Here is a 24,343-nt window from a genome sequence, read left to right as displayed (position 1 = left end):
GTTCTGCCCGGGCCCGACTTGCGGGGGAGCGGCGTTGTCGGTGGTGGTTCGTAGCATCGGCTGTATGCCTGATGCCTTCACCGTTCTGTGGACCCATGACACCTGCCGGGCGTTGCGTCGCGCGGGGCGGGTGGGGGAGCGGCCGCCGGTCGCGTTCGGGGGCGTGCACACGTCCCTGCCCGCCTGGTCGGGCGCCGGCCCCGGGGACGAGGTGTACGCGCTGCACGTCAACCGGTGTGTCGTGTACGTGGTGAGCCGGATGCGCGTGGTCGACCTGGAGCGGCGCGAGTGCTGCGGGGTGGCGCCGGCCGTGTGGAACGAACCCGCGTTCCCCGGACATGACGACTGGGCGATGCTGGGCTCCCACGGCTGCGGTGCGGCGGCGATACACGTGGAGGCGACACCCGTACGATTCGACCTGGCCGTCCCGGGCGACCTCCTGGAGCGCCTGACCTGGCGCAATCGGCGAGGCCGGACCCGCGCTCTGAAGCACGTGGCCGACGGCCGCCTCGAACGCTCGATCAGCCTCCAGGGCTTCTACCGCCTGACCGAGGACTCCGCCGGCGAGTTGGGGAAGCTGCTCGGCGCGGGCGCCTGACCGTTCCGGCGACCGGCTACGGGCCGGGCGGCGCGCAGTCGATGCCGGAGAGGGCCGTGGCCGCCGACGGTTCCTGGCCGGGGCCGGGGCCGGGGGAGGCGGCGTCGTCGCGAGCGCGGCCGGTGTGCACCCGCAGCAGTCCGTCGATGCCGCGCATCAGGGTCTCACCGGCCAGGACCGGGTCGCCGAGATAGCCGGCGCTCATCGCACCGTCGCGGAGCATGACGAAGTGCCGGCCGGCGTGCTCGGCGGGAGCGTCGGAGGTCTCGGCGAACAGCCCGGTGATCGTCTCCAGGAACCACTCGCGGTGCTGCACGACGGCCCGGTGCACCGGGTGGTCGGGGGCGGGGAACTCCGCTGCCGCGTTGAGGAAGGCGCAGCCGCGGTAGCCGGGCGCGCGGATCTGCTCGACCAGGGACGCGCCTATGCCCCGAAGGATGTCGTCGGTCGGCAGGTCCGCGGCCGTCAGGGAGCCGATCTGGGCGCGGATCGCCTGGTCGACGCTTCCGATGTAGGCGACGGCCAGGTCCTCCTTGCTGCGGAAGTGCCGGTAGAAGGTGGCGTTGGTGACCTTGGCCTCGGCGACCAGCCGGTCGACCCCCACCGTGTGGATGCCCTCCGCGTAGAAGAGCTGCCCGGCGGTCCTCAGCAGCCGCTCCCGGGCCTCGGAGACTCTCCGGCCGGTGCCGATGCCGGTTTCCGTCTGCGTCATATTGCCCATCGTAGCAGGTAGAACGGTCTCTCTAGGGCTGAGGTAGAACGTTCTCTCTTGTGTTGGCCGCCGGGGGTGTGTCAAGCTGCGTCTCGCTAGAGAGAACGTTCGCTCTACCACTCCTGGGGAAGCTCGGCGAACGCTCCCCGTACCCCTCCCACTCACTGGAGAACCCCATGGCATCCGCCGCCTCCGCCGCCCAGCACCTCGGCGCCACGCCCGCGCTGCGCCGGCTGTACGTCATCCGCTTCGTCTTCGCCGCCGCGTGGGCGGCGCTCCTGCTGGCGTACGGCTCCGACCTCACCGCCGGGGCGAAGCTGCTGCTGTTCGTCTACCCCGCCTTCGACGTGGTCGCGGCCGTCGTCGACGCCCGCTCGGCGCACGACGCCGGGCCGGTCAAGGGCCTGTACGCCAACATGGCCGTCAGTTCGCTCGCCGCCGTCGGCGTCGCGGTCGCCACCGCCTCCGGCGTCGCCGACGTGCTGCGCGTGTGGGGCGCCTGGGCGATCGTCTCCGGCCTGGTCCAGCTCCTGGTGGGCGTCGCGCGCCGGGCGATGGGCGGCCAGTGGGCCATGATCGCCAGCGGCGGCATCTCCGTGCTGGCCGGTGCGTCCTTCGTCGCGAGTGCCTCGAAGGACGACCCCTCGCTGACCAGCCTCGCCGGCTACGCGGCGCTCGGCGGGATCTTCTTCCTCGTCTCGGCGATCCGCCTGCCCCGCTCGACCCCGAAGGACTGACCCGCGCGGGCCGGGGACCGCGACCCGCGGGCCGGTCGCCGAGCGCCGTTTGCGCGCCGCCCGTTCGGACCGGCGTGGACGGCGCGTTGGAGGGCGCGAGGCGGTGCGGGCAGTGACCCGTACGGGTTCCGCGCGCTCTGCCGGGGGCCGGGAGCCGCCGTAATGATGAGCAGACCGCACGTGATCCGGGCGGCTCAGCGTCACTGCCGTGTGGCAGGTGGACGATGCGAGGAAGAAGGAGTCCACGGTGTTGCTTCTCATCTCCCCGGACAGCGTCGAGGAGGCCCTCGACTGCGCCAAGGCGGCCGAGCACCTCGACATCGTCGACGTCAAGAAGCCCGACGAGGGATCGCTCGGCGCGAACTACCCGTGGGTGATCCGGGAGATCCGCGGCGCGGTCCCGGCGGACAAGCCCGTCTCCGCGACCGTGGGCGACGTGCCGTACAAGCCCGGCACCGTGGCCCAGGCGGCGCTCGGCGCGGTGGTGTCCGGTGCGTCGTACATCAAGGTCGGCCTCTACGGATGCACGACGCCCGCACAGGCCGTCGAGGTGATGCGCGGAGTCGTCCGCGCGGTGAAGGACCACCGGCCGGACGCGTTCGTGGTGGCCTCCGGTTACGCCGACGCGCATCGGATCGGCTGCGTCAACCCGCTCGCGCTGCCCGACATCGCGCACCGCTCCGGCTCCGACGCGGCCATGCTCGACACCGCGATCAAGGACGGGAGCGGGCTGTTCGACCACGTTCCGCCGGACGTCTGCGGGGAGTTCGTCCGGCGGGCGCACGACGCCGGTCTGCTCGCCGCCCTCGCGGGCAGCGTCAAGGTCGCGGACCTCGGCGCGCTGACCCGGATCGGCACGGACATTGTGGGCGTGCGCGGGGCGGTCTGCGAGGGCGGGGACCGCAACACCGGCAGGATTCAGCCGCACCTGGTGGCCGCGTTCCGGGCGGAGATGGACCGGCACGCCCGGGAACACGGCACCGTCGCCACTGTCGCCGCCGCGAGCTGACCGCCGGCATGCCGACGTACCAGCCCCTGCGCGCGCCGGAGGGCCGAGGTGAGCGCTTCGCGGTCGTCGACCCCGCTACGGGCGAGGCGTTCGACGAGGCCCCCGACCAGCGGCCGGACGCACTGGACGCCGCCGTCGACCGGGCGCACGCGGCCTGGCCCGGCTGGCGGCGCGACCCCGCGGCCAGGGCCGGCGCGCTGCTCGCGGCAGCCGACGCGGTCGAGGCGGCCGGCGCCGACCTCGCCCCGCTGCTGACCCGCGAACAGGGCAAGCCGCTGGCCGAGTCGTACGCCGAGATCGCCCGCGCCGCGGCCCGGCTGCGCTACTTCGCCGAGCTGGACCCCGGGCGGCTGCCGATCACCGACGGCCGCCCGGTACGCAGCGAAGTCCGCTGGCGTCCGCTCGGGCCGGTCGCCGCGATCGTCCCGTGGAACTTCCCGCTCCAGCTCGCGTCGGCGAAGTTCGCACCCGCGCTGGCCGCGGGCAACACGGTGGTGCTCAAGCCGTCCCCGTTCACGCCCCTGGCCACCCGGCTGCTGGGCTCGGTCGTCTCGGCCGTCCTGCCCGAGGACGTCCTGACGGTCGTCACCGGCCACGAACCCTTGGGCGCCCGCCTCGCCTCCCACCCGGGCATCCGCCATGTGACCTTCACCGGCTCGATTCCCACCGGGCGGGCCGTCGCGACCGGCGCGGCGCCCTCGCTCGCCCGGGTCACCCTGGAACTGGGCGGCAACGACGCCGCCATCCTGCTGGACGACGTGGACGTCGAACGGATCGCCGACCGGCTGTTCTGGGCGGCGTTCCGCAACTGCGGCCAGGTCTGCATGGCGGTCAAACGCGTCTACGCCCCGGCCCGGCTCTACCCCCAGGTCGTGGAGGCCCTCGCGCAGCGTGCGAAGTCCGTCGTCGTCGGTCCCGGGCTCGACCCGGGCACGCAACTGGGACCGGTGAACAACGCGCCCCAACTGGCCCGGGTGGAGAGCTACATGGCCCGCGCCCTGGCGGACGGCGCCCGGGCCGTGGCCGGCGGCCACCGGCTGGACCGGCCCGGCTACTTCTTCGCCCCGACGGTGCTGGCCGATGTCCCGCCGGGCAGCCCGGTGGTGCTGGAGGAGCAGTTCGGCCCGCTGCTGCCGGTGCTGCCGTACGACCACCTCGCCGACGCCGTCGCGGCGGCCAACGCCACCGGCTACGGGCTGGGCGGCTCGGTGTGGGGGACCGACCTCGACCGGGCCGAGGCGGTGGCCGAGCGGCTGGAGTGCGGGACGGTCTGGATCAACCACCACGCCGAACTTTCCCTCGCCCAGCCCTTCGCGGGCACCAAGGACAGCGGAGTGGGCGTCGCGGGCGGGCCGTGGGGGCTGTACGGGAACCTCCAACCGTTCGTCGTGCACCGCCCGTTGGAGGTGTAGGCGTGGCGTTGAGGTTCGACGCGGCGGTCCTGCGCTCGTACGAGAGCCCGTTCACCGTGGAGGAGGTGGTCCTGGCCGCGGGGCCGGCCGACGGCGAGGTCCTGGTGCGGGTCGCGGGCTGCGGGATGTGCCGGACCGATCTCGCGGTGCGGCGTTCGGCGGGCCGCTCACCGGTGCCGGCCGTGCTCGGACACGAGGGGGCCGGGGTGGTGGTGGAGACGGGCGGTCCCGACACCGGCCTGAACGCCGGCGACCACGTCGTACTGAGCTTCGACTCCTGCGGACGCTGCCGGAACTGCCAGGGCGCGGCCCCCGCGTACTGCGACTCCTTCGCCGCGCTCAACCTCTTCGGCGGGCGCAAGGAGAACGCGGAACGGTTCACGGACGCGGCCGGGGGCGAGTTGGCACCCCGGTGGTTCGGGCAGTCGTCGTTCGCCGAGTACGCGATGGTCCCGGCACGCAACGCCGTCCGGGTCGACCCGTCGCTGCCCATCGAGCTGCTCGGGCCGCTCGGTTGCGGGTTCCTCACCGGCGCCGGCGCGGTCTTCCACTCCTTCGGCGCGGGCCCGGGCGAGAGCGTCGCGGTCTTCGGTGCGGGAGCGGTGGGCCTGGCGGCGGTGATGGCGGCCACCGCCGCCGGGGCGGTGGCCGTGGCCGTCGACCGGTACCCCGAACGGCTGGCCGTGGCGGAGCGGCTGGGCGCGGTCCCGGTCCACGCCGAGGCGGACGACCTGCCGGGCCGCATCCGCCGACTGACCGACGGCGGGGCCCAGTTCGCACTCGACACCACGGGCTCGGCCCGACTGATCAACGACGCGCTGGGGGCGCTGCGCCCCACCGGGCACCTCGGGTTGGTGGCGCGGCTGCACACCGCGCTACCGCTGGAGGTGGGGGCGTTGGACCGGGGCCGGCGGATCTCCCACATCTGCGAGGGGGACGCGGTGCCGGGGCTGCTGATTCCGCGGTTGGTCGGGTTGTGGCGGGCGGGGCGGTTCCCGTTCGACGAGCTGATCCGTACGTATCCGCTCGGCGCGATCAACGAGGCCGAACGCGACTGCGACGCCGGGCGGGTGGTCAAGCCCGTGCTGATTCCGGAGGGGCGGGGGTAGCGGGGACGCGTACCGCATCTGACGAGCTATCAACTTTCTTGCTGCGCAGTGGCGTTCGGCTGCCCAGGTGCCGTACTGCCGAACTCCCGTGCCGCCGAAGTTCCGTACTGCCGTGCCGCCGTGGCCGGCCCACCATCCGGCATGCGGGTCCGCCGGACTCTCACTTACACCAAGGGAGCACACACATGGTCAGCACAGCGCAGCAGGACGCCGGGGTGGAGGACGTGGAAGGAGGCGTCGGCCTCACCGCTCTCATGGTCGCCGCGGCACGCGCGATCGAGACCCACCGCCCGGACAGCCTGGCCCAGGACGTCTACGCGGAGCACTTCGTGCGGGCCGCGCCGGCCTGCGCGGAGTGGCCGATGCGCATCGAGCAGGTTCCGGACGGGGACGCGAACCCGCTGTGGGGGCGGTTCGCACGCTACTTCGGGCTGCGGACCAGAGTCCTCGACGACTTCGTGCACCGAACGGTGCACACCGCCGGCGCCCGCCAAGTGGTCCTGCTCGGGGCGGGGTTGGACACCCGGGCGTTCCGGCTCAAGTGGCCGGCCGGCTGCGTGGTCTACGAGATCGACCGGGACGGCGTACTGGCGTTCAAGCACCAGGTCCTCGCCGGACTGTCGGCCACCCCGAAGGCGACGCGCGTCCCGATCCCGATCGACCTGCGCGACGACTGGGTCACCGCGCTCACCGACGCCGGCTTCGACCCGGCCGCCCCCAGCGTCTGGCTGGCCGAGGGCGTGCTCTTCTACCTGCCCCACGCCGCCGAGACGTACCTGATCGACACGGTGGACCAACTGACCACGGGAGGAAGCGCTCTGGCGTTCGAGGTCAAGCTGGAGAAGGACCTGCTGGCCTACCGCGACAGCCCGATCTACCTCTCGACGCGTCAGCAGATCGGCATCGACCTGCTCACCTTGTTCGATCGCCAGGCGCGACCCGACTCCGCGGGTGCCCTGGCGGCCAACGGCTGGTCCACCACGGTGCGCACCCCCTTCGACTTCACCCGCCAGCACGGCCGCGGCCCGCTCCCCGAGCAGAACGACGCGCTGGAGGGCAACCGCTGGGTGTTCGCCAACAAGCCGCACCAGTAACTCCGCCGCCGCTGCTCCGCGTTCGCTCGACGGATCTTCAACAGGGCTACGGTGGTTCCTGGCCTTGATGCCGTCCGAAGCGGGGACCGTTGAGCAGCGACGCAGATCCGGACCGGGCGGTCCGGGACCTCAGCACCTGGACGGTCGGCCGCCTCGAAACCCTCACGGCCACGCAGCAAGGCCAGGAGCTGGAGCGGATCAGGGTCGTCGCCCAGGCCCACGTCTACCGGTCCGGTGAGCCACGGTCGGCCCGGCTGCGCTGGGCCAAGCTGTCCTTGCACGCCAACGCACGCCTCCCCGGCGACAGTTCGTGGAGCCGGGCCCGGAAGACCCGGCAGAACTTCGCGCTGCGCACCTGGGTCATCGATCACCTCGGCCCCGACACCGACCCGGACTGGGAGCCCGCGGTCCTCGTCGCCGACACGCTGGCGGCGCTCACGCTCGACCCCGACCGGGCCGTCGCGCTTGCCGCGCGGTGGCGTGACCTCCCGGTCGGGCAGATCGGTGAACTGCGCCGGCACAAGAACATGACCGCCCACCTGGACCGGCTGGTGGACTTCGTGCCGCCGGGGCCGGCCAGGGACCGGCTCGTCACCTGGACGCAGGCGCGCACGCACCTGCCCTGACCCGCCGCCCGATCCCGGAGGTTCGTGGAACGGGCCCCGGTCCACGGCCGGTTGACCGCCGGCGGCTCCCAGTCGGCGGCGTACTGCCCACTCCCGGCGGACCGCCTACTCGCCGGCGCGGGCCAGGAGCAGGGGCTGGAAGAAGCCGGTCTCCGGCGGCATCCGCCACCCGGGGTCGACGAACCCCGCCTCGGCCGCGAAGCCGGCCAACCGGTCCCGGGGGAGTGCCCAGTAGGTGGTCCGCCGAACCTCGACACGCCACTCGCCGCCGGCCGGAACGAGCTGGAAGTGCTCCAAGTCGTAGCGCTCGCCGTCGTCGTGCCAGTGCCAGAGCTGGAAGGTGACGGTCCGCTCCTCGCCGCTGCCGTCGCCCCCGGCGATCCGGTGGACCTGCGGGGGCGTCGAAGCCGGGCGCTCGCGCACCAGCTCGTCGTACGGGCGCGTGCTGACCAGCAGCAGGCCGTCGGGACGCAGCACGCGGCGCATCTCGGCCAGGGCGGCGCGCACCTCCCGCCCGGTCAACAGGTGAGGCAGCGAGTTGTCGGCGCAGACGACGGCGTCGAACCGGCTGTCAGGAAAAGGGAGATGCCGCATGTCGGCGGCGGCCGTGCGCAGCCGCAGGCTCCGGCGCGCGGCCTCCCGTGCCGCGCGGGCGGCGGCGCGAGGGCTGATATCCGTCCCGGTCACGCGGTGCCCGCGCAGCGCCAACCCGATCGCCTGCGTGCCGATCCCGCACGCACAGTCGAGCACGTCCGCACCCGCCCGGCCGATCAGGGCGTCCAGAGCCGCACCCTGCCGACGGATGCTCGCGTCCCAGTCCGAGTAGATCAGGTGGTAGTCATCGACCAACTCGTCGTAGAAACGCGCCACCGACATCCCGGGCATGACCCGAGATTACCGTCCCCGGTTCCCCGGAGGCGCCGGCCGCAGCCCGCGAGGCCGGAGCGAAAGCCGCCACCTCGCTGCCGGTGGGCCCTGAACCGCCGCCGCGTCACTCGAAGCGTCCTACGTCGGCCGGTCAGCCGGTCAGCCGGTCGGCCCCTCAGCCCGGCGGCTTCGGCGAACGCATCGCTGATGCAGAACGGGTGGCCGGCCGGGTCGAGCATCACCAGGAGTCCGGCCGCGCGATCCGACGGGTACTCAGCCGTCGTGGCGCCGAGACCGATCAGTTCTTCCTCGGCCGCGGTGAGGTCGTCGACGGAGAACTCCAGGTGCATCTGCAGCGGCACCCGGGCCGAGGGCCAGGTCGGCGGCCGGTAGTCCTCGACCCGGCGGAAGATCCACAGTATCCCGGCGATCTTGACCCGGGCCGAGTCGGCCCCTGATCGAACGCTCTCGCCCCCGGTGGCAGCCTGGTAGAAGGCCGCGATCGGGCCCGGGTCCTGGCAGTCGACGGTGATGGCCGCGAGTTCGACCGTTGCGGGCATGCGCACTCCTCCGCCGGAACGTGAATCGCCCTCATGCTCCCACCCGGCGCCGGTGGTCCTCCGGGACGGGAGCCGGGCCCGGCCGGGGGCCGGGCGTTGTCGGTGGGGGGTGGGAAGGTGGTGGGTATGGATGCGCGGTGGATGCAGCGGCGGGTGTACGGCGCCGATCATGAGGACCCCGATCCCGGGCCGCGGCCGGGGCGTCGGTACGTGGAGCTGGTGGGCGGCCCGCTGGACGGGCTGCTGTTCGACCTGACCGGGTTGGCGGACTCGGAGCGGTCCGGCGGTGTCGCGCTGCCCACGGAGATCGGCGCGTTCGGGCCGGGCGGGCGGGCGTACTACGGGCCGCGGCCGGGCAGCGAGGGCAGTTGGCACTGGGAGGGCGACATGCCCTGACGACCGGATGGGTCAGATCGGGGCCGCGTCCGTCGGCGAAGGGACGGGGACGGGGAGGGGACGGAGGACCGTCAGCGAGTCCTCCGAGGTCGCGGCCATGGCGAAGGGAAACCGGTCGAGCTCGACGCAGAGGGCCACGTCATCGGGATGGACGCCCTGACGTACGCCCGAGGCCAGTTCGGCGGCGGCGCGCGACTCGGCGGCGCGGCGCAGGAAGGCGGCCGCATCCGTCGCCGACCCGGTCGCCCGCCGGGCGATGTACTGGGCGCACGCCAGGTCCTCGTCGGCGCGCCCGTCCTCGCCGGTGACCACGAAGGTGACGCTGTCGCAGCCGCGGGCCCGCAGGAGCCGAGCCGTCGCCTCCGCCACCACGAACCCGGCGCACAGCACCAGCGACGCCTCCTTGACCGCGAGGGCGCCGACCGTTCCCGCGGTGGTCTTCTGCACGACGGTCCGTCCGCCCAGGTCGACGGTGCGCAGCAGGCCCGGCGAGTTGACCAGGTCGAAGCCGGGCGCGGGCGGACCGTCCTTGAGCGCCGCCCAGTCCGGGTGGCGGGCCTTGAGCGCCCGGGCCTCGTCCAGCGACCCGGCGAGAACGATCTTCTCCGCCCCCCGGGCGAAGGCCCAGGCGGCCACCGTGAACGCGCGCATGACGTCGACCACGACCGCCACGGACGGGACTTCGGCCAGATCGGGGATACCGAGGAAGCGTGCCTTCATCCGGTCATGATCGCGCACGCCCGACCCGAAGCACCCGGACGGTGCCGCGCATCACATCGACGGCCCCGGCCCCGCGCCATGGCGGGGCGCCCAAGTCGGGCGGCCCCTGATCCGTATCCTGAGGGCTGGTTTTCGCTCGGCGCCGTATCGGCGATCGCAACGGGGGAAGGGCGCGGATGATGCGCATGTCGGAGGGGCGGCGTCGAAGCATGTTCGCCCTTGGTGCCGCGGGGGTGGCTCTGGCTTCGGTGTCGGGCTGTGGCGGTTCGGGTTCCTCCTCGGACGGCGGGTCACCGCCTCCGGCAACGGCGCCGCGCACCGTGGCCGCGACGACGCGTCCTGCCGCCACGCCGGTGGTGCTGCACGGCTGCGGCGGGAAACCGGTCACCTCGCCCACGACGTTCACCCTCGCGTGCGGCGACGGCGAGATCAGCCTGGGCAACCTGGTCTGGTCGGACTGGGGGCGGCCGACAGCCAGCGCCACAGGGAAGTACCTGGCGGTGCGCTGCGTCCCGGCCTGCGCGAGCGGGACCGAAGTCCCCTACGCGGCCACGGTGACCGTCAGCGGCCTGCGCGACGGCGGCTACACGGTGATGCACATCAGCGCGCCCCACGCCCCGAGCCTCACCCCCGACTACCGGCTCGACGCCCAGGGACCGGTCGAGGCCCGCTGACCCGGGAGCCGACCCGCCCGGCTCCTCGGGAGCACGGCGGTCGACGCGCTGCCGGACGGCTCTGCCGCGCTTCCGAAGTGGACGGAGAGGCGTGCGGCGAGCATCGAAGCGGGGGTGCGCCCGCAGGGCAAGGCGCTGCGCTTCACCTGCTTCGACGGGGCCTACTCCGAGAACCTCACCCTGGAGCAGGCCCGCCGGCCGGACATGCTGGTGGCCCTGAAGATGCAGGACAGGCCGATCAGCCACGCGCACGGCGGGCCGGTGCGGCTGTACGCGGCCCCGATGTCCTTCTACAAGTCGGCCAAGTGGCTGTCGGGCATCTCGGTCACCGACGAGGTCGTCCCCGGGTACTGGGAGGAGCGTGGTTATGACATCGACGGCTGGTTCGACGGGGCTGACAAGCACCGCGGCGGCGGGCAGGGCTGATACCGCGGACCGTATCCGCCGGTTCAGCCGGGCCGAGCGCCTGGTGCACCGGAGCACCGGCCTGCTCATGCGGTTCATGGGGCTGCTGCCCTCGATCTCCCGCACCAGTGCGACCTTCGTCCACGACTTCCTGGCCCGGGCGATCGTGGGGGTGCTGGCCGGCCATGTCCGCAAGGCCTACCAGGACCCGGAGACCGCCCCGGGCATGCGCACGGGCTTCGTCAGCCGCAGTTGAGCGAAGCGGCACCATCCCCGCTGGGTCGACGAGTTGGACGAGTTCGACATGGCGGACGGCGGTCCCGCACCCCCACCCGTACCGCGCTCCCACCGCCGCCCGCCCGCTCAGCGAGGGGACCGTACGGTCCGGCCGCGCGGGGACCGGGTCCCGCCGCGCGCCCCCGGCACACCCGGGCCCGCCCGGCTGGCATGCTGACCCGCATGACTGCTTCCGCGACACCCATGTCCCTGCCCGACCGGGTGGAGGAACTCCTGGCGGCCGGCGGACCGTTGCCCATCGTCGCCGCGGGCGAGGCCGTCCTGCGCGGCGTCGCCGAGCCGTACGACGGCCAGCTCGACGACGCGCAGCTCGACCGGTTCGTGGCCGCGCTGCGCGAGACGATGCACGCGGCGCCGGGCGTCGGACTGGCCGCGACCCAGGTCGGCATCCCGTTGAGCATCGCGGTGGTGGAGGACCCGGCGCCGGGCTCGCCGGAGGTGCTGGAGGCGCGAGGACGCAGCCCGCTGCCCTTCCGGGTGCTGGTCAATCCCGCCTACGAACCCGAGGACGAGGCCCAAGCGGCTTTCTTCGAGGGCTGCCTGAGCATGCCCGGGTGGCAGGCGGTGGTGGCCCGGCACGCCCGCGTGCGGTTGCGGGCACAGGACGAGCACGGCCGGTCCGTCGACGAGGTGTTCACCGGCTGGCCGGCACGTATCGTGCAGCACGAGACCGACCACCTCGGCGGCGTCCTCTACCTCGACTCGGCCCTGACGCGCTCGCTGTCCACCAACGCGGCCGTGGCCGAGCACTGGTCGCAGCCCACCCCCGAGGCGGCCGCCCGGGCGCTGGGTTTCGAGCTGCCGTGACGCCACGAACCGCCCCGGCGGGGGACGACCCCGGGTGGGGAGGCGTCGCCCGTCGGGGCGGTGGGGGGTGGCCGTCGTGCCTGCTCCGCCGCAGCGGTCCAGCCGCGCTGCCCACGAGTCCTGCACGATGACGCCGGCCAGCGCCTGCGCGCGGGGATCGCTGTCGCGGGTGGGAATCAGAGGTGGTCGGCATCGACGACGGCCTGGGCGAACACGGTCGGCGCCTCCTGCGGGAGGTTGTGGCCGATGTTCTGGATCGTGCGGTGGTCGTAGGCGCCGGTGAAGTACGTCCGGTAGTTCGCACCGTCGCCGGCCGGGGTGAAGGGGTCGAGCGCCGGGTCGAGGGTGATGGTGGGGACGCCGATCTTGGGAGCGGCGGCGAGCAGTTTCTCGTAGCGGACGTAGCGCGGGTCGGTCTCCACCAGCCCGATGCGCCAGCGGTAGTTGAACAGCACGGTGGCGGCGTAGTCGGGGTTGGTGAACGCCTGCGCGGTGCGTTCGAAGGTGGCGTCGTCGAAGTTCCAGTTGGGAGAGACGATCTGCCACACCAGGCGGCACAGGGCCTTGCACTCGTCGGCGTTCTCCATGGCCTGCTTGCCGCGGTCGGTCGAGAAGTACCACTGGTACCACCAGTTGTGCTCGACGGCGGCCGCGGCCGGGGTCTTCTGCGCCTCGACGTTGGTGATGACGTAGCCGCCGGTGGACACCAGCGCCTTGACCCGCTCCGGCCACAGGGCGGAGATGATGTCGGCGGTGCGCGAACCCCAGTCGAAGCCGGCGAGTACGGCCTGGTCGATGCGCAGGGCGTCCATGAACGCGATGATGTCCAGCGCCACCGCGGACTGCTCCGCGGTGCGCGGCGTCCGACGGGACAGGAACATGGTGCTGCCGTGGCCACGCAGGTAGGGGACGAGCACCCGGTAGCCGAGCCGGGACAGCGCCGGGGCGACGTCGACGAAGCTGTGGATGTCGTAGGGCCAGCCGTGCAGCAGCAGGACCACCGGGCCGTGCGACGGGCCGAGTTCCGAGTAGCCGACGTCCAGCAGGCCCGCCTTGACCTGCTTGGTGGCGGGGAAGGTGGTGTGGGTGCCGGGAACGATCGGGGGCACGGTGGAGGCGGGGATGCCCGTGCCCTTCGTGCTGCTGCCGCGCCGGGCGGCCGCGCCGGTGCCGGCGGCGTTCGCGGTGCCCAGACCGGTCATGGCCATGGCCGCCGCGCCGGTGCCCACGCCGAAGGCCTTGCCGAAGGTACGCCTGTCGATCATGTGAAAACCCTCTGTGTCCCGTGTGTATCGGTGGCCGACCCGCGCAGCAGGCGACCTTGTGCAAAGCGTCCGCCTCCGCCCGGCCGTGCGCTCCGACCGCCGCGCCGCGAGGCCGACGGTTCACCACTGTCGACTCCGGCGCAGCCGCCCACATCAGTCAGTTGACGGTGAGTCGCGCGCGGCAGTAGCGAGCATGCGCGGACACCGTCTGCGGCAGCCGGGTCCGGCCGGTCCCCGCACGGCGCCGCTCCAGGACGAAACCCACCGATGCGCGCCCTCCAGCGGCCCGCCGGCGCCGGGGCACGCCCACCCTGCGACCGGCTACGTCATCTGACGGCGTGCGAGTCCGCGCCCCCGCTCCCGAACCCGGACACGTGTGAGCGCGCCATCACGGTGCCTGTCGCCCCCGAGACTCCCGGGGAAGCCCTCCGGAGGAGCGAGGGCCGCGGCCGTCCGCACGGCGGTCGGCCGCGGCCGGCCCGAGGCCGGGGCGCCCGACCGGGGCCCGCAACCCTTGGGCCCGGCCGCGACTTGGGCTGCTCTACGGTGCGACAGGTCGGGGCGCCTCGTCCGGCGGGGGCGACGCGGGTGAAGGTGGCGCGCTGCTGCTCGGGCCGGCCGGTGGGGAGGTGCCGGCGGGGGCCGACGGGGCGCCGTGCGAGAGGAGCCGTGGCAGCACGAGGAGGACGGCCGTCACCGCCGCGGCCAGGAGGACCACCGCAGCCTTGCGCAGCCCGGGGTGGGCGACCGTCCGGGTGCGGGTCGATGGCCGGAAGGTCGGGCGGAGCGTGGTGACCTGGTCGGCCCGGGCGTGCAGTGCGGCGCGAAGACGGTCCTCGACGGCGGTCACGACATCTCCTTCAGTCTTCTGGCCAGAGCCGTGAGTGCTCGGCTCGCTGTGGACTTCACCGCGCCCTGGGACAGGCCCAAGGTCGCCGCGATGTCCGCTTCGGACAGGTTCGACCAGTACCTGAGGACGAGGACCTCCCGCTGGCGCACGGTGAGCAACCTCAAGCCCCGCAGCACCTCCTGGTGCTCCTCCCTGAGGAGCACCTCCTCCTCCGGCGGCGGTGCGGGCAGGACGCGCGGGGGGATGTAGGCGCGCACGGTGCGCCTCCGGCGCAGCACGTCCCGGGAGGTGTTGACCACGCTGCGCCGTATGTAGGCCTCGGGGTCGGCGAGGTCGTCGAGCGTGTCGCCGTGACGTCGGTACACGGCCGCGAAGGCTTCCTGGACGACGTCCTCGGCCGTGGGGATGTCGTCGACCAGGAGGACGGCCAGGCGCACGAGCTCGAGCCTGCGGTGACGGTACAGCGCGTCGATCTCCTCCGCCGCCGTGCCGGACGGCCGGCTCCTGAGGTCCGACCTGTCGCGGTCCTGGGAGAGCCGGGCCAGCAGCCATCGCCACGGGGTACGGCGGAAAGCACCTTCCCAGGCGGGGACGGCAGCCATCAACGCCCTGTTCCCGCGGGCGGGATGGCGACGTCCTGGCGCCGTGGGGGCCGGCTGCCGTCCGGTCGGCGGCGCCTTGGGGACGTCGGAGTGCTGCCATGGACGGTTTCCCAGCGGGTCATTTCTGGCATGTGCGTCAATCTGTTGTGTATCGGGCGGTTCAGGGCTTCCAGGGAGTGCCCTCCACTGGGAAGGACGTCTGGGGCACCGGCAGGTTGCAGTCCCGCGCGCGATGCCTACGTGTGTCCGTGTGGCCGTGCGTGCGTGCGTGCGTGACGCTGCGGCGCACCCCGCCCGTCTCCCGCCTCCGGGACTTCGATCCTCGGGACCCGCAACCTCGGCCGGGCCCGCACGTCTGTCAGGGAGTAGCGGGAGGTTCCACCCCGCTGCGGACCCGAGGGAGACACGATGAAACGACACCAACGCAGGCGGACTTCGGCTCGCGCGCTGGGCCTGTCGGCGGCGGTGCTGTCCGCCGCAGCGGCAGCCTTCACGTACGCGCCCGCGGCCGGCGCCGCGGCACCGCACGACGCGACGGGGCTGAGCGCGGCGCATGTGTCCGGCGCCGTCAGGACGGTCCGCTACAACCTGGGCAACGAGGCCTGGCACCTGCCACAGACCGGCGAACCGGTCGAGCTGGCCGGGGTGGTGCACTACCCCGCCGACCTGGGCAGGGGGCGGCACCCGCTGATCGTGATGCTGCACGGCTGGCACGAGACCTGCGCCGACCGGGCGGCGGACGCCGCGCGCACCGCCGCCGAGACCAGTGGGGACGACGCCGCGTACGAAGCCGCCGGCGCCAAGCTGTTCGCCTGGCCGTGTGCGGCGGGCACACCCGCCCTGCCCAGCGATGCCGGATACGACTACCTGGGCCGCAGCCTGGCCGCCCAGGGGTTCGTCGTGGTGTCGATCGGCGCCAACGGCGTCAACGCCTCCTCCGTGTGGGGCGATGACAATGCCGCCGCGCGTTCGGATCTCGTCAACCAGCACCTGCGCATGTGGCAGGAGCTCAGCTCCAAGGGCGAGGGTGCGCTCGCGGGCAAGTTCGCCGACCCGGCCACCGGAGCGCACCGGGACGTCGGCTTCGCCCACCACGTGGACATGGGCGACGTGGGGATCATGGGGCATTCCCGGGCCGGGGCAGGGGTCACATGGCTGGCGGCCGACAGCCACCGGGGGCAGTGGCCCAAGGGCGTCGACGTCAGGGCGGTGGCGGCGGTGGCGCCCGCCTACAACGTGATGACGGAGGACATGTCCGCCTACACGATCACCAAGACCCCCTTCGCCGTCCTCCGGGGGACCTGCGACGGACAGGTCGGCGGCGAGGCGTTCGCGTTCGCGGCCGACGCGGCCAAGGAAGACCGGGGCGGCTTCTACCGGTTCGCGATCCACGGGGCGAACCACGACTACTTCAACACGCAGTGGTCGCCGCGGAGCGGTCAGGTCGCCGCCTCCGACGACGCGACGTCGGTGGCGGGGCACCCCGGGCAGTGCACCGACCGTGAGGGTGCCGCGCCGGCCAGGGAGCTGACCGAGGCGCAGCAGCGCCGCGTCGCCGTCACGTACCTCGGCGCCTTCTTCGACCGCTACCTCCTCGGAGACACCCGGCAGGACCAGGTCCTGACGGGGGCGCGGCACCCCGACGCGGCCCTCACGGAGGTGGACGTCACCACCGCCGGCCTCTCCTGACCGCCGCGGGGCCCTCACGCCGCGATGCCGACAACGCGAGAACGCCGGGAACGCCTCGGCGAGCGCCCGGACGCAATCGGTCGGGGGAGCAGTCTGCGCATTTCGTCGGATGACTCGGGTGGGGTGACGGTGCCGGGGTTGCCCCCATCTCCCCCAGGATGCGCCCGTCCGCACCCCTTCGGCCGGCGCATCGCGGGAACCAGGGTCGGTCGTTCGGATCTCCGTGGCCGCGGAGATTTGAACGGCCGGCCCTAGGCCGTGGGGAGCAGCCGTTCGAGGTACCGGAGGATCTCCGTCTCTTCCGGGTCGACGACACGCAGTCCCACGTACCCGGCAGGCCGGACGACGAAAAGGGCGTCGTCCTCGTCCACGCCGTAGTCGCGGCGGCCCTGCCCTTCGGCGTCGGAGAACACGCCGAGGTCGCTGCGGTGGTGGGACAGCCCTTGGCGTGCAACCCGTTCGTCGCCCTGTGAGCCCACCGTGGAAGGCACGGCGCCGGTGATCGAGGACAAGCACGGCGCGGGGGCCGGCGGTCAGCGTGCTGGCGTGGTCCGTGCTGTGCACGGCGGCGACGGTCCTGTTCGCCGGCAGCTGCTCTCCCTCATGGGCATCCGGGGGGGAAGTGGCCGGGCTGGGGCGGCAGTTCCTCGTGACGCTCGGCGCCGGATACGCGGCGACCTTCGGCGTGAGCGCCGTCACCTTCTTCGCGCGCAGCCTGGGCGACTCGCGCCGACCGATGTACGTACAGGACTGGGGGAGCGGGCTCAACCTCGCACTGGCCTGGCTGTTCGTGGCGATCCTCGGGCTGGGGGTGCGAGGCGCGGCGCGGGCCACGGTCATCACGGACTCGGTCGATCTGGTGGTCATCCTCGGCTACCTGCGCCGCGAGTCGCCCGTGGCACGCCACACCGTCTCCTGGGCCGCGAACGTCTCAACGGCCGTGGACACAGCGTGGCGCCGATCGGGTGGCGGTCGGCGCCGTCCACTCCGGCGTCATCACCCGTCTCCACGCAGGCCGGGACAGCCGTACGGACCCGACACGACCGCGGCCGGTGCTCCGCCGGCCGATCCGGCGCGGCGCCGGTACGCGCAGCGGCCAGGACGACAACGGCAGCCGCGCCCGGACACGGGGGAGCCGCGCCTGGATACGCGGGAGCTCAGCGCGGTACGCGGTAGCGGAAGCAGACGACGCGCGAGCCGAACGTGCGGGTCTCCAGGAGTTCGAGGTCCACCCGGTGCTCGTGCCGGGAGAAGTAGGGGGTGCCGCCGCCGATCAGCACCGGGTGCACCCGGGGCCGGTACTCGTCGATCAGACCCGCCGCGGCGGCCTGCGCCGCGAGCGCCGCACCGCCGATGGCGATGTCGCCTTCCCCTGGCTCGGCCCGCAGCCTCGCGATCTCCTCGGCCAGGTCGCCGGAGGCCAGGCGGGCGTTGCCCCGCACCTCCGACAGCGTGGTGGAGAACACCACCTTCGGGAGCGGCTTCCAGAGCGCGGCCCACTCCAGCATGGAGTCGTCGAGCGACGGGTCCTGGTCGGCGGTCTCCCAGTACAGCATCGTCTCGTACAGCCGTCGCCCCATCAGGTGGACGCCGATCCCCCGCAACTCGTCGGTGACGAAGCGGAAGAGCTCCTCGTCGGGCGCCCCCCAGTCGAGGTCGCCGTCCGGCCCCACGATGTAGCCGTCGAGCGAGACGCCCATCGAATAGGTCACCTTGCGCATCGGGGTTCCTCCTAGGTAGCGGGTTCGACAGTACGACTGCCGGACGCCGCGGAACTCATCGCGACGCGCGGGAGGACCAGCGGTGATCCTGACCGCCCGCACAACCCTTCGGGGCCGGCCCGGGTCCAACCCGCATGCGGAAGCGACTTCTCGCCGTCCTGGCCCTGACCGCGGCAGCGGCCTGCGGCGCTCCTGGTGGCGGGCCCGGCTCCGCCGCCCCACCGAGCGGGTCCCGGACCGGCACGGCCACCACCGCCGTTACGGCCACGGCCTCCGCCACGGCCACGGCCACCATCGGGCTCCACCCCGACTTCGACGGCGACGGCCACGCCGACCTCGTCCTCACCGACACCTCCGCCACGGTCAACGGCAAGTACGCCGCCGGCTACGTGGCCGTGGTGTACGGCTCGGCGGCCGGCCCCGACATCCGGCGCCACCAGGTGATCACGCAGGACAGCCTCGGCCTGGGCAAGGCGGGCACCGGCGGCGGGTTCGGCAGAGGCACGATCACCGCCGACCTCGACGGCGACGGCCGCAGCGACCTCGTCACGCAGGCCGGCGGCAGTACGGTCTTCGTGGTCTGGGGCGGAAAGAAGGGGCTCGCCGGAGCGGTCAAGCTGCCTGGTGCCGCACCGCTCGTCGGCGACTTCGACGGCGACGGTCACGCCGACCTCGTCACGACCGGCGGCACGGACGGCCAGGCGACGATCCGGTTCGGCCCGTTCACCCGCGCGGGCAAGCCCGCCCGCACCACGACGCTCGACCTCACCCCCGACGACCCGTCGTACTACACCGCCCGCCCCACCGCGATCGGCGACGTGAACGGCGACGGCAAGGACGATGTGGTGGTCACCTGGTCGCACGTGTTCGCGGACGAGGCCCCGACCCCCCGCGCCACCGTCGTGTACCTCGGGGCGGCCGACGGCGTGTTGACGAAGGGCCCGCGCCTCAAGGACGAGAACGGCAAGGACCTGTACGGCGCGGACACCCTCACTTCCGACGTGAACCACGACGGCTACGCCGATGTGATCGTCGGCCTCACCTGCGAGAGCATCGGCGACGAGACCACGCCCGAGGGCGGCAGCCGGCTGATGGTCGTGTACGGCGGACAGAGCGGACAGAGCGGACAGAGCGGCGGCCTGAAACCCACCGCGATCAACGCGAAGACACCAGGGCTGCCCGGTGCACCGGACCCCTCGCGCTGCGACTTCGGGTACGCGCCGGCGACGGGTGACGTGAACGGCGACGGTTACGCCGACGTCGCGCTCGCCGTCCCGGCCAAGGGCGGGGCGATGGTGGCGCTGGTGCTGCGCGGCGGCCCGAAGGGCCTCACCGTCAAGAACGCGATGAGCGTGCCCGGCCTCTCGACGCGGCCCACACTGGCGATCCAGGACCTGAACGGCGACGGCGCGGCCGAACTCGCGATCGGCACGTCCTACGCGAGCGCGGCCGACGACGCGGTGCGGGTGCTGCGCGGCGGCCCCGCCGGCATCAGCCCCGCCGAGCCGACGCGCATCGGGCCCGCGGATCTGGGACTGAAGCCGGCGCCGGGGGACGGCCTCGACTTCGGCCGCTGACACAGGCAGCCACGGACACGGGCGGCCCTGACAACTGGCGGCCGCCGCTTCGTCGTCGCCGGACCCCTGGCCGGCCGGCTCGATCACACCGCACCCGCCGCGTCAGGACCGGGGTTTCTCCACGGCCGCGCGAATGGCGCGCATGACGGGGGCGACGTCGGCCGCGGTGAAGCCGATCTTGGTGTTGGTGCCGTCCCCCTTGATGACGAGGGTGACGGCGGCGGCCGTGGTCGGGGTGAACCAGGAACACGTGGTGGCCGCGGTGGCGAGCATCGCGTTCTCGATCATGTAGGTGTTGCAGATCGCGCGCCCGCCGTGCGGTCCGGGGTCGGCGTCGGCGGCGCTGGTGGTGATCCGGTCGCCCGCGCCGTCCTCCTTGACGGCCGGGGGCCGGTCGAGGGTGTCGTGCAGATGGTCGGGGTCGAAGCCGGCGCCGTTGACGCCGCTGTAGAAGATCCACGCGCCGTCCGCGCGGTCGTCGTAGTAGGCGTGCACCGCCGTGCCGGACACGTCGAGTTGCTTGGCGGACTGCTGGACGTCGCTGTTCACCCGCTTGATGACGTCGGCCGACGGTTGCCCCTGCGGGTAGCCGGCCGCGGTCCGCGGGGCGGTGAGCACGTACGAGGTGCCGCCGGCGCTGGTGTTGGCGCCGGGCTTGCTACCGGCGCTGCCACCGGCTGAGCCGCCCGCGCCCGTCGAGCCCCCTGCGCCGGCGGCGGCGCTGGGCCGGGCCGTGGAGCCGGCGGGGGCGGCGGCCGCGTGGTGGGCCGGGCCGCAGGCCGACAACGGCGCGCAGGCCACGGCCAGTACGACAGCGGCCGATGTCCGTATGCGCGGCGGGACGGTACGTGCCATGTGCGGCCTCCTCAGGGCGGGACCCGTTTCCGGGCGGGCGGAACCAGGGCGGTTGCCGGCCGGAGCCCTGGGGTCGCCGGCAAGTCTGGCACCGGTACGCCCGCGGGGCAGCTCACTCGTACAGCGGTGCTTTCCACCCCCCGCCAGCGGAACTGGTGCCGGGCCCGACCACATGGCACGATGTCGCCGGAGTTGGAGCCGGGCTCGGAGGCGGAGTCGGAGCCCGAGCCGGAGGAAGGCGACCGGGCCGGAGGAGGGCGAACACGGATGGACCTCGATCCGAGGCGCCTGCTGGTCCTGCACGCGATCGCGCACCACGGCGGGCTCGCCCCCGCGGCGCGGGCCCTCGGGCACACCCGGTCGGCCGTCTCGCAGCAACTGGCCAGCCTGGAAAGGGAGGTGGGCCTCGCCTTGGTGGACCGCTCCGGCCCGTGGCTGGAACTCACCGCGGCCGGACGGCTGCTGGCCGCGGCCGGTGAGCGCATCGCCCACGAACTCACCGTCGCCGCACAGCAGTTGGGCACGGCGAACCGCGGGCTCGTGCAGGGCCCGGTGGAGATCGGCGCCCCCTCGGGAGTGCTCGCCCGGATCGCGGTGCCCGCGCTGCGGTTGCTCGAACGGTGGTTCCCGCAGGTCGAGCCGAGGTTCACCGAGACCTCCCCGCCGGAGGGCCTGCGGCGGCTGCGGCTGGGCGAGTTGGACGTCCTGGTCGTCGTGGACGACCGGGACACGGCGCTGCCGCTGCCACCGGCGGTGCGCGCGCAGGTACTGAGCGAGGACGAGTACCGGGTGGTCGTCCCGGCCGCCTGGGGCATGCCCACCGCCGCCGAGCTCTCCGGCCGCCCCTGGATCAGCGCCCCGGCCCACTCCGCGCGCGGCCGGGCCTTCGCCCGTTTCGCCGCCGCCCACGGGGTCACACCCTCGGTCGAGCATCTCGCCGACCACGTGATCGCCGTCAAGGCGATGCTGGCGGGGCAGGTCGGAGCGGCGGTGCTGCCCGCGTATCTCGCCGCGCGGCTCGACCAGGTCGCGGTGACCGGACTGCCCGTCACCGGCAGCCAGATCACGCGGACGTTCTACCGCACCGGCCACGGCGACAGCGCCACCGCGGCCAAAGCGGCGGTCGACGCGCTCCAGCAGGCGGCCCGCGACCACGCCGAGGCCCTCACCCTGGCCGACCAGGGCAGCGGCGACATCATCATCCGTCCCCTGCGCGACCCGGCCGACCCGCCCCCGACGCCCGCGCGCGGCCTTACCGGACCTCGATGAGTTCGAGCAGGTTGTCCTCCGGGTCGTGGACGTAGGCGTAGCGCATGCCCGCGGTGGCGCCCGGCGCCGGGGGAGAGACGGTCCGCGCCCCGCAGTCCCCGGTGAGGTGGGCGAACGCCGCGTCGAGGTCGGGGACTTGGAGCGCGAGATGGCCGAAGGTCCGGTCAGCCGCGGCGGCCATCGGATCGGGGTGGGACACCGGCCGGGACCCGCTGCGCTCGATCAGTTCCACGCGCAGGCCGCGGCCGTCGGACAGGACGGCGGTACGCACCCCGGCGGCGGGCAGGTCGACGCGCTCCTCGACCTGGTCGAGGCCGAACGCGGCGCCGTACCAGCGCTCCTGGGCGGGCAGGTCGGCCACCGAGAGGCTGACGTGATGGAAGCGGGCGGCGGGGGACGGCATGGCGGGCACCTCCGAGGTTAATCCTCTTTACCTGGTGAATGCTGTTAACCTTGCCGCCATGGCTCCCCCTGGCAAGCGGCGCACCGGCCGGCACCACGGTGACCTTCGGCGTGCTCTGGAAGAGGCCGCGCTGGTCCTGGTCGCCGAGCGCGGGCCCCACGGCTTCACCCTGGCCGAGGCCAGCCGCCGGGCCGGGGTCAGCGCCGCCGCTCCCTACAAGCACTTCGCCGACCGCGACGCCCTGCTCGCCGTGCTGGCGGAGCGCGGCTACCGCGAACAGCGCGAGCGCTTCACCCGGGTGATGGCCCGCACCGACGACCCGGTCGAGCAGATGGCTGCCTTCGCGGCCGCCTACGTCCGCTTCGCGGCGGAGGACCGCGCCCTGTTCGACGTCACCTTCTCCGCCGGGCTGGACAAGGCGGAGCACCCGGAACTCGCCGCCGCGGGGGAGGACCTGCTGGTCGCGCTGATGCCGGCCGCCGCACGACTCGCCCCCGACGACGACGCGGCCTACGACCTGCTGCTGCGCGTCGCCGCCGCGGCCCACGGGATCGCGGTCTTCCTGCGGCAGGGGCTGTTCGGGGTCTCGGAGGAGGCCCTGGACCAGACCGCGCACCGCGCGGCCCGCACCGCGCGGGACATCTGCGCACCTGACTGACGAGGGCGTCCGAACGGCGACCGGGTGCCGTCGGGTCGGCCGGTTATCGCGCCCGCCGCATCGTGGCGGCCGCCGAAGCAGCCCGCGGCGGGCCGTGGACGGGGGAGGGGCGGGGGAGCCGAGCGGGGCCTCAACTGGCCGCCGCCTCCGCCCACTCGGCGATCAGGGTGAGCAGCGGCGTCAGGCGCGCGGCCGACTCCGCGGCCGACCCGTCGCTGTTGTACGACGACGCGCCGAGGTCGTCGCGGACGGCTCGGCCGAGTACGGCGGGGCCGAGCCAACTGTACTTCGCCGCGCCGCACGCCGCGATGGCGCCGCGCAGATCGGCGTCCGAACCCGACCAGCCGCCGTCGCGCAGCCCTTCGAGGTAGCCGTCGGTGGCGGCCTGCGCGACCTCGGGCAGCAGGCCGATGTCCATCAGCCCGTCGCTGAAGGAGTCCAGGACCAGGTTCGCCAGGTCCTCGCCGACCGCGCCCTCCCCGGTGAACGACCAGTCCAGCAGGGTCGATTGACCGGCGTCGTCGATGAGGTTGGCCGGCCACAGGTCGAGGTGGCAGAGGGTGCGCGGAGCGGACCGCGCCGCCGCGAGCACCCGGTCCCGCCCGGTCCACAACCGCCGCAGCCCCGCCCGCAGCCGATCCGGCCACACCCGCACGCTCGGGTGGTCCCAGTCGGAGTCCCGCACGTCCACGGACAGCGCCGGGCCCTCGGCCAGGTACTGCGCCAGGAATCCCCGCGACAGCCAGGCGGTCTCGGGCACCCGGCCGGCCCACCGGGCCTGGCCCGCGCCCAACTCACGGGCGAAGCGCGCGATCCGGGGCACCGACCACGCGAGACCCTCGTTGCCCTCGACGTCCGCGAGCCACACCTCGACGAGGCCGTCCGCGCGGTCGTGGATCTTCAGCGGCTCCGGTGCCACGATGCCGGCGTCGCGGTAGGCCGTGGCGGCCAGGCCCGACTCGTAGGCCGACACCTCGCGCCGCCAGTAGTTCCAGTGCGCGGGGTCGCCGCTGGTGGGCCAGTACCTGCTCGTCTCGACGCCGGGCGGGCGGGCGACCTTGACCACGGCCGTTCCTCGCGGACCGCGCACCCGCCAGATGCCGAAGACGGCGGCGTTCACCTTGTTGTGCCGCAGCGACTCCGCGCTCACGGGGCCGTCGCCGAGGACGGAAGGCGGGGGCGAGGTGACCACGGTCCTGCCGTCACCGGCGTCGAGGACAACTCCCGCGCCCTCCTCGCCCGATGCGAGATCGGTCCGGCGGTGGTCGGCGCTGTGCACGATGTCCCCGCCCTCTTCCCAGGTGCCCGGCGGTCGTCAGGCGTGCGGCGGCCCTGCGCCCCACCGTGGCCATCCTGCCAGGTGCGCGGCGCCGATGTCGCTGATCGCGCCGCCGAAGGCGGAGGGACGGCAGGGCAGTTGGGCGTCGGAAG

General features: G+C 73.6%; 27 protein-coding genes and 1 pseudogene. 16 read left to right on the top strand and 12 right to left on the bottom strand.

All coding sequences use genetic code 11. The features are described from left to right. Positions 1-64: 64 nt before the first annotated feature. Complete coding sequence (locus tag OG370_RS00800) at positions 65-598, top strand: hypothetical protein (protein ID WP_328459479.1); 534 nt, start codon at positions 65-67, stop codon at positions 596-598. Positions 599-614: 16 nt separating this feature from the next. Here OG370_RS00800 and OG370_RS00795 read toward each other — a convergent pair whose 3' ends face one another. Beyond that, complete coding sequence (locus OG370_RS00795) at positions 615-1,319, bottom strand: TetR/AcrR family transcriptional regulator (RefSeq protein WP_328459477.1); 705 nt, start codon at positions 1,317-1,319, stop codon at positions 615-617. A gap of 167 nt (positions 1,320-1,486) precedes the next feature. Between OG370_RS00795 and OG370_RS00790 the strand changes: the two genes are divergently transcribed. From OG370_RS00790 to OG370_RS00765, 6 genes are all read left to right on the top strand, one after another. Next, positions 1,487-2,047, top strand: coding sequence for a hypothetical protein (locus OG370_RS00790; protein WP_328459475.1), 561 nt, complete (start codon positions 1,487-1,489; stop codon positions 2,045-2,047). 247 nt (positions 2,048-2,294) lie between these two features. Beyond that, a complete protein-coding gene (locus tag OG370_RS00785) occupies positions 2,295-3,056 on the top strand; it encodes a (5-formylfuran-3-yl)methyl phosphate synthase (protein ID WP_328459473.1) in 762 nt (253 codons plus the stop codon). An 8-nt stretch (positions 3,057-3,064) separates the two neighbouring features. After that, complete coding sequence (locus OG370_RS00780; protein WP_328459470.1) at positions 3,065-4,468, top strand: aldehyde dehydrogenase family protein; 1,404 nt, start codon at positions 3,065-3,067, stop codon at positions 4,466-4,468. An 8-nt stretch (positions 4,469-4,476) separates the two neighbouring features. Next, the gene (locus OG370_RS00775) at positions 4,477-5,577 is read left to right on the top strand and encodes an NAD(P)-dependent alcohol dehydrogenase (protein ID WP_328473695.1); all 1,101 of its coding nucleotides are present in this window, start codon (positions 4,477-4,479) and stop codon (positions 5,575-5,577) included. A 185-nt stretch (positions 5,578-5,762) separates the two neighbouring features. Then, positions 5,763-6,671 (top strand): class I SAM-dependent methyltransferase, encoded by a 909-nt coding sequence (locus tag OG370_RS00770; protein ID WP_328459468.1) that lies wholly within the window; start codon positions 5,763-5,765, stop codon positions 6,669-6,671. An 89-nt stretch (positions 6,672-6,760) separates the two neighbouring features. Next, entirely contained in the window at positions 6,761-7,297 is a 537-nt protein-coding gene (locus OG370_RS00765; RefSeq protein WP_328459466.1) for a hypothetical protein, read from the top strand. Between the two features lie 105 nt (positions 7,298-7,402). On the opposite strand, the gene OG370_RS00760 is transcribed toward OG370_RS00765, so the two are convergent. Both OG370_RS00760 and OG370_RS00755 read right to left on the bottom strand, forming a co-directional pair. Next, positions 7,403-8,182: a class I SAM-dependent methyltransferase gene (locus OG370_RS00760; RefSeq protein WP_328459464.1), complete on the bottom strand. Its 780-nt coding sequence runs from the start codon at positions 8,180-8,182 to the stop codon at positions 7,403-7,405. Continuing rightward, complete coding sequence (locus OG370_RS00755) at positions 8,125-8,724, bottom strand: VOC family protein (protein ID WP_328459462.1); 600 nt, start codon at positions 8,722-8,724, stop codon at positions 8,125-8,127. The genes OG370_RS00760 and OG370_RS00755 overlap by 58 nt, the downstream gene beginning before the upstream one ends. 126 nt (positions 8,725-8,850) lie before the next feature. On the opposite strand from OG370_RS00755, the gene OG370_RS00750 reads away from it, so the two are divergent. Beyond that, positions 8,851-9,120: a hypothetical protein gene (locus OG370_RS00750; protein ID WP_328459460.1), complete on the top strand. Its 270-nt coding sequence runs from the start codon at positions 8,851-8,853 to the stop codon at positions 9,118-9,120. A gap of 12 nt (positions 9,121-9,132) precedes the next feature. Here OG370_RS00750 and OG370_RS00745 read toward each other — a convergent pair whose 3' ends face one another. After that, positions 9,133-9,840 carry a 2-phosphosulfolactate phosphatase gene (locus OG370_RS00745; RefSeq protein ID WP_328459458.1) on the bottom strand — a complete coding sequence of 236 codons (708 nt, stop codon included), beginning with the start codon at positions 9,838-9,840 and terminating at the stop codon, positions 9,133-9,135. A gap of 320 nt (positions 9,841-10,160) precedes the next feature. Between OG370_RS00745 and OG370_RS00740 the strand changes: the two genes are divergently transcribed. The 4 genes and pseudogenes from OG370_RS00740 to OG370_RS00725 all read left to right on the top strand — a co-directional run bounded on the left by OG370_RS00740 (position 10,161) and on the right by OG370_RS00725 (position 12,023). Beyond that, complete coding sequence (locus OG370_RS00740) at positions 10,161-10,514, top strand: hypothetical protein (protein WP_328459457.1); 354 nt, start codon at positions 10,161-10,163, stop codon at positions 10,512-10,514. A 108-nt stretch (positions 10,515-10,622) separates the two neighbouring features. Next, positions 10,623-10,940, top strand: a pseudogene (locus tag OG370_RS00735) (molybdopterin-dependent oxidoreductase); the annotation flags it as partial. Further along, the gene (locus OG370_RS41380) at positions 10,882-11,175 is read left to right on the top strand and encodes a hypothetical protein (RefSeq protein WP_443060597.1); all 294 of its coding nucleotides are present in this window, start codon (positions 10,882-10,884) and stop codon (positions 11,173-11,175) included. The pseudogene OG370_RS00735 and the gene OG370_RS41380, both read left to right, overlap by 59 nt. 203 nt (positions 11,176-11,378) lie before the next feature. Next, positions 11,379-12,023 carry a peptide deformylase gene (locus tag OG370_RS00725; protein ID WP_328459455.1) on the top strand — a complete coding sequence of 215 codons (645 nt, stop codon included), beginning with the start codon at positions 11,379-11,381 and terminating at the stop codon, positions 12,021-12,023. A gap of 176 nt (positions 12,024-12,199) precedes the next feature. On the opposite strand, the gene OG370_RS00720 is transcribed toward OG370_RS00725, so the two are convergent. From OG370_RS00720 to OG370_RS00710, 3 genes are all read right to left on the bottom strand, one after another. Next, positions 12,200-13,288, bottom strand: a complete 1,089-nt coding sequence (locus tag OG370_RS00720) for an alpha/beta fold hydrolase (protein WP_328459453.1) — start codon at positions 13,286-13,288, stop codon at positions 12,200-12,202. Between the two features lie 541 nt (positions 13,289-13,829). After that, the gene (locus OG370_RS00715; RefSeq protein ID WP_328459451.1) at positions 13,830-14,138 is read right to left on the bottom strand and encodes a hypothetical protein; all 309 of its coding nucleotides are present in this window, start codon (positions 14,136-14,138) and stop codon (positions 13,830-13,832) included. Then, positions 14,135-14,740, bottom strand: coding sequence for a SigE family RNA polymerase sigma factor (locus tag OG370_RS00710; protein WP_328459449.1), 606 nt, complete (start codon positions 14,738-14,740; stop codon positions 14,135-14,137). The genes OG370_RS00715 and OG370_RS00710 overlap by 4 nt, the downstream gene beginning before the upstream one ends. A 408-nt stretch (positions 14,741-15,148) precedes the next feature. On the opposite strand from OG370_RS00710, the gene OG370_RS00705 reads away from it, so the two are divergent. Continuing rightward, on the top strand, positions 15,149-16,429 hold the full coding sequence (locus OG370_RS00705; protein WP_328459447.1) for an alpha/beta hydrolase: 1,281 nt from the start codon (positions 15,149-15,151) through the stop codon (positions 16,427-16,429). A 251-nt stretch (positions 16,430-16,680) separates the two neighbouring features. On the opposite strand, the gene OG370_RS00700 is transcribed toward OG370_RS00705, so the two are convergent. After that, positions 16,681-16,920 (bottom strand): hypothetical protein, encoded by a 240-nt coding sequence (locus OG370_RS00700; protein WP_328459445.1) that lies wholly within the window; start codon positions 16,918-16,920, stop codon positions 16,681-16,683. Between the two features lie 666 nt (positions 16,921-17,586). Further along, the gene (locus tag OG370_RS00695; protein ID WP_328459443.1) at positions 17,587-18,150 is read right to left on the bottom strand and encodes a dihydrofolate reductase family protein; all 564 of its coding nucleotides are present in this window, start codon (positions 18,148-18,150) and stop codon (positions 17,587-17,589) included. Between the two features lie 134 nt (positions 18,151-18,284). On the opposite strand from OG370_RS00695, the gene OG370_RS00690 reads away from it, so the two are divergent. After that, positions 18,285-19,727: an FG-GAP and VCBS repeat-containing protein gene (locus tag OG370_RS00690; protein ID WP_328459441.1), complete on the top strand. Its 1,443-nt coding sequence runs from the start codon at positions 18,285-18,287 to the stop codon at positions 19,725-19,727. A gap of 102 nt (positions 19,728-19,829) precedes the next feature. Here OG370_RS00690 and OG370_RS00685 read toward each other — a convergent pair whose 3' ends face one another. Further along, positions 19,830-20,582, bottom strand: a complete 753-nt coding sequence (locus OG370_RS00685; RefSeq protein WP_328459439.1) for a hypothetical protein — start codon at positions 20,580-20,582, stop codon at positions 19,830-19,832. Between the two features lie 267 nt (positions 20,583-20,849). Between OG370_RS00685 and OG370_RS00680 the strand changes: the two genes are divergently transcribed. Further along, a complete protein-coding gene (locus tag OG370_RS00680; RefSeq protein WP_328459437.1) occupies positions 20,850-21,851 on the top strand; it encodes a LysR family transcriptional regulator in 1,002 nt (333 codons plus the stop codon). On the opposite strand, the gene OG370_RS00675 is transcribed toward OG370_RS00680, so the two are convergent. Next, entirely contained in the window at positions 21,835-22,254 is a 420-nt protein-coding gene (locus OG370_RS00675; protein ID WP_328459435.1) for a VOC family protein, read from the bottom strand. The genes OG370_RS00680 and OG370_RS00675 overlap by 17 nt on opposite strands. 58 nt (positions 22,255-22,312) lie before the next feature. On the opposite strand from OG370_RS00675, the gene OG370_RS00670 reads away from it, so the two are divergent. Continuing rightward, entirely contained in the window at positions 22,313-22,912 is a 600-nt protein-coding gene (locus OG370_RS00670) for a TetR/AcrR family transcriptional regulator (protein ID WP_328459433.1), read from the top strand. A gap of 130 nt (positions 22,913-23,042) precedes the next feature. On the opposite strand, the gene OG370_RS00665 is transcribed toward OG370_RS00670, so the two are convergent. After that, the gene (locus tag OG370_RS00665) at positions 23,043-24,191 is read right to left on the bottom strand and encodes a phosphotransferase (RefSeq protein ID WP_328459431.1); all 1,149 of its coding nucleotides are present in this window, start codon (positions 24,189-24,191) and stop codon (positions 23,043-23,045) included. Between the last annotated feature and the right edge of the window lie 152 nt (positions 24,192-24,343).

Source organism: Streptomyces sp. NBC_00448, assembly GCF_036014115.1.
Lineage (GTDB): Bacteria > Actinomycetota > Actinomycetes > Streptomycetales > Streptomycetaceae > Actinacidiphila.
This window is presented reverse-complemented; position numbering and strand designations above follow the sequence as displayed.

Excerpts from the sequence above, each read along its gene's own strand:
- OG370_RS00800 (WP_328459479.1), top strand. The coding sequence starts at position 65 with ATGCCTGATGCCTTCACCGTTCTGTGGACCCATGACACCTGCCGGGCG.
- OG370_RS00795 (WP_328459477.1), bottom strand. The coding sequence starts at position 1,319 with ATGGGCAATATGACGCAGACGGAAACCGGCATCGGCACCGGCCGGAGA.
- OG370_RS00790 (WP_328459475.1), top strand. The coding sequence starts at position 1,487 with ATGGCATCCGCCGCCTCCGCCGCCCAGCACCTCGGCGCCACGCCCGCG.
- OG370_RS00780 (WP_328459470.1), top strand. The coding sequence starts at position 3,065 with ATGCCGACGTACCAGCCCCTGCGCGCGCCGGAGGGCCGAGGTGAGCGC.
- OG370_RS00770 (WP_328459468.1), top strand. The coding sequence starts at position 5,763 with ATGGTCAGCACAGCGCAGCAGGACGCCGGGGTGGAGGACGTGGAAGGA.
- OG370_RS00760 (WP_328459464.1), bottom strand. The coding sequence starts at position 8,182 with ATGCCCGGGATGTCGGTGGCGCGTTTCTACGACGAGTTGGTCGATGAC.
- OG370_RS00755 (WP_328459462.1), bottom strand. The coding sequence starts at position 8,724 with ATGCCCGCAACGGTCGAACTCGCGGCCATCACCGTCGACTGCCAGGAC.
- OG370_RS00750 (WP_328459460.1), top strand. The coding sequence starts at position 8,851 with ATGGATGCGCGGTGGATGCAGCGGCGGGTGTACGGCGCCGATCATGAG.
- OG370_RS00745 (WP_328459458.1), bottom strand. The coding sequence starts at position 9,840 with ATGAAGGCACGCTTCCTCGGTATCCCCGATCTGGCCGAAGTCCCGTCC.
- OG370_RS41380 (WP_443060597.1), top strand. The coding sequence starts at position 10,882 with ATGACATCGACGGCTGGTTCGACGGGGCTGACAAGCACCGCGGCGGCG.
- OG370_RS00725 (WP_328459455.1), top strand. The coding sequence starts at position 11,379 with ATGACTGCTTCCGCGACACCCATGTCCCTGCCCGACCGGGTGGAGGAA.
- OG370_RS00720 (WP_328459453.1), bottom strand. The coding sequence starts at position 13,288 with ATGATCGACAGGCGTACCTTCGGCAAGGCCTTCGGCGTGGGCACCGGC.
- OG370_RS00710 (WP_328459449.1), bottom strand. The coding sequence starts at position 14,740 with ATGGCTGCCGTCCCCGCCTGGGAAGGTGCTTTCCGCCGTACCCCGTGG.
- OG370_RS00705 (WP_328459447.1), top strand. The coding sequence starts at position 15,149 with ATGAAACGACACCAACGCAGGCGGACTTCGGCTCGCGCGCTGGGCCTG.
- OG370_RS00695 (WP_328459443.1), bottom strand. The coding sequence starts at position 18,150 with ATGCGCAAGGTGACCTATTCGATGGGCGTCTCGCTCGACGGCTACATC.
- OG370_RS00690 (WP_328459441.1), top strand. The coding sequence starts at position 18,285 with ATGCGGAAGCGACTTCTCGCCGTCCTGGCCCTGACCGCGGCAGCGGCC.
- OG370_RS00685 (WP_328459439.1), bottom strand. The coding sequence starts at position 20,582 with ATGGCACGTACCGTCCCGCCGCGCATACGGACATCGGCCGCTGTCGTA.
- OG370_RS00680 (WP_328459437.1), top strand. The coding sequence starts at position 20,850 with ATGGACCTCGATCCGAGGCGCCTGCTGGTCCTGCACGCGATCGCGCAC.
- OG370_RS00675 (WP_328459435.1), bottom strand. The coding sequence starts at position 22,254 with ATGCCGTCCCCCGCCGCCCGCTTCCATCACGTCAGCCTCTCGGTGGCC.
- OG370_RS00670 (WP_328459433.1), top strand. The coding sequence starts at position 22,313 with ATGGCTCCCCCTGGCAAGCGGCGCACCGGCCGGCACCACGGTGACCTT.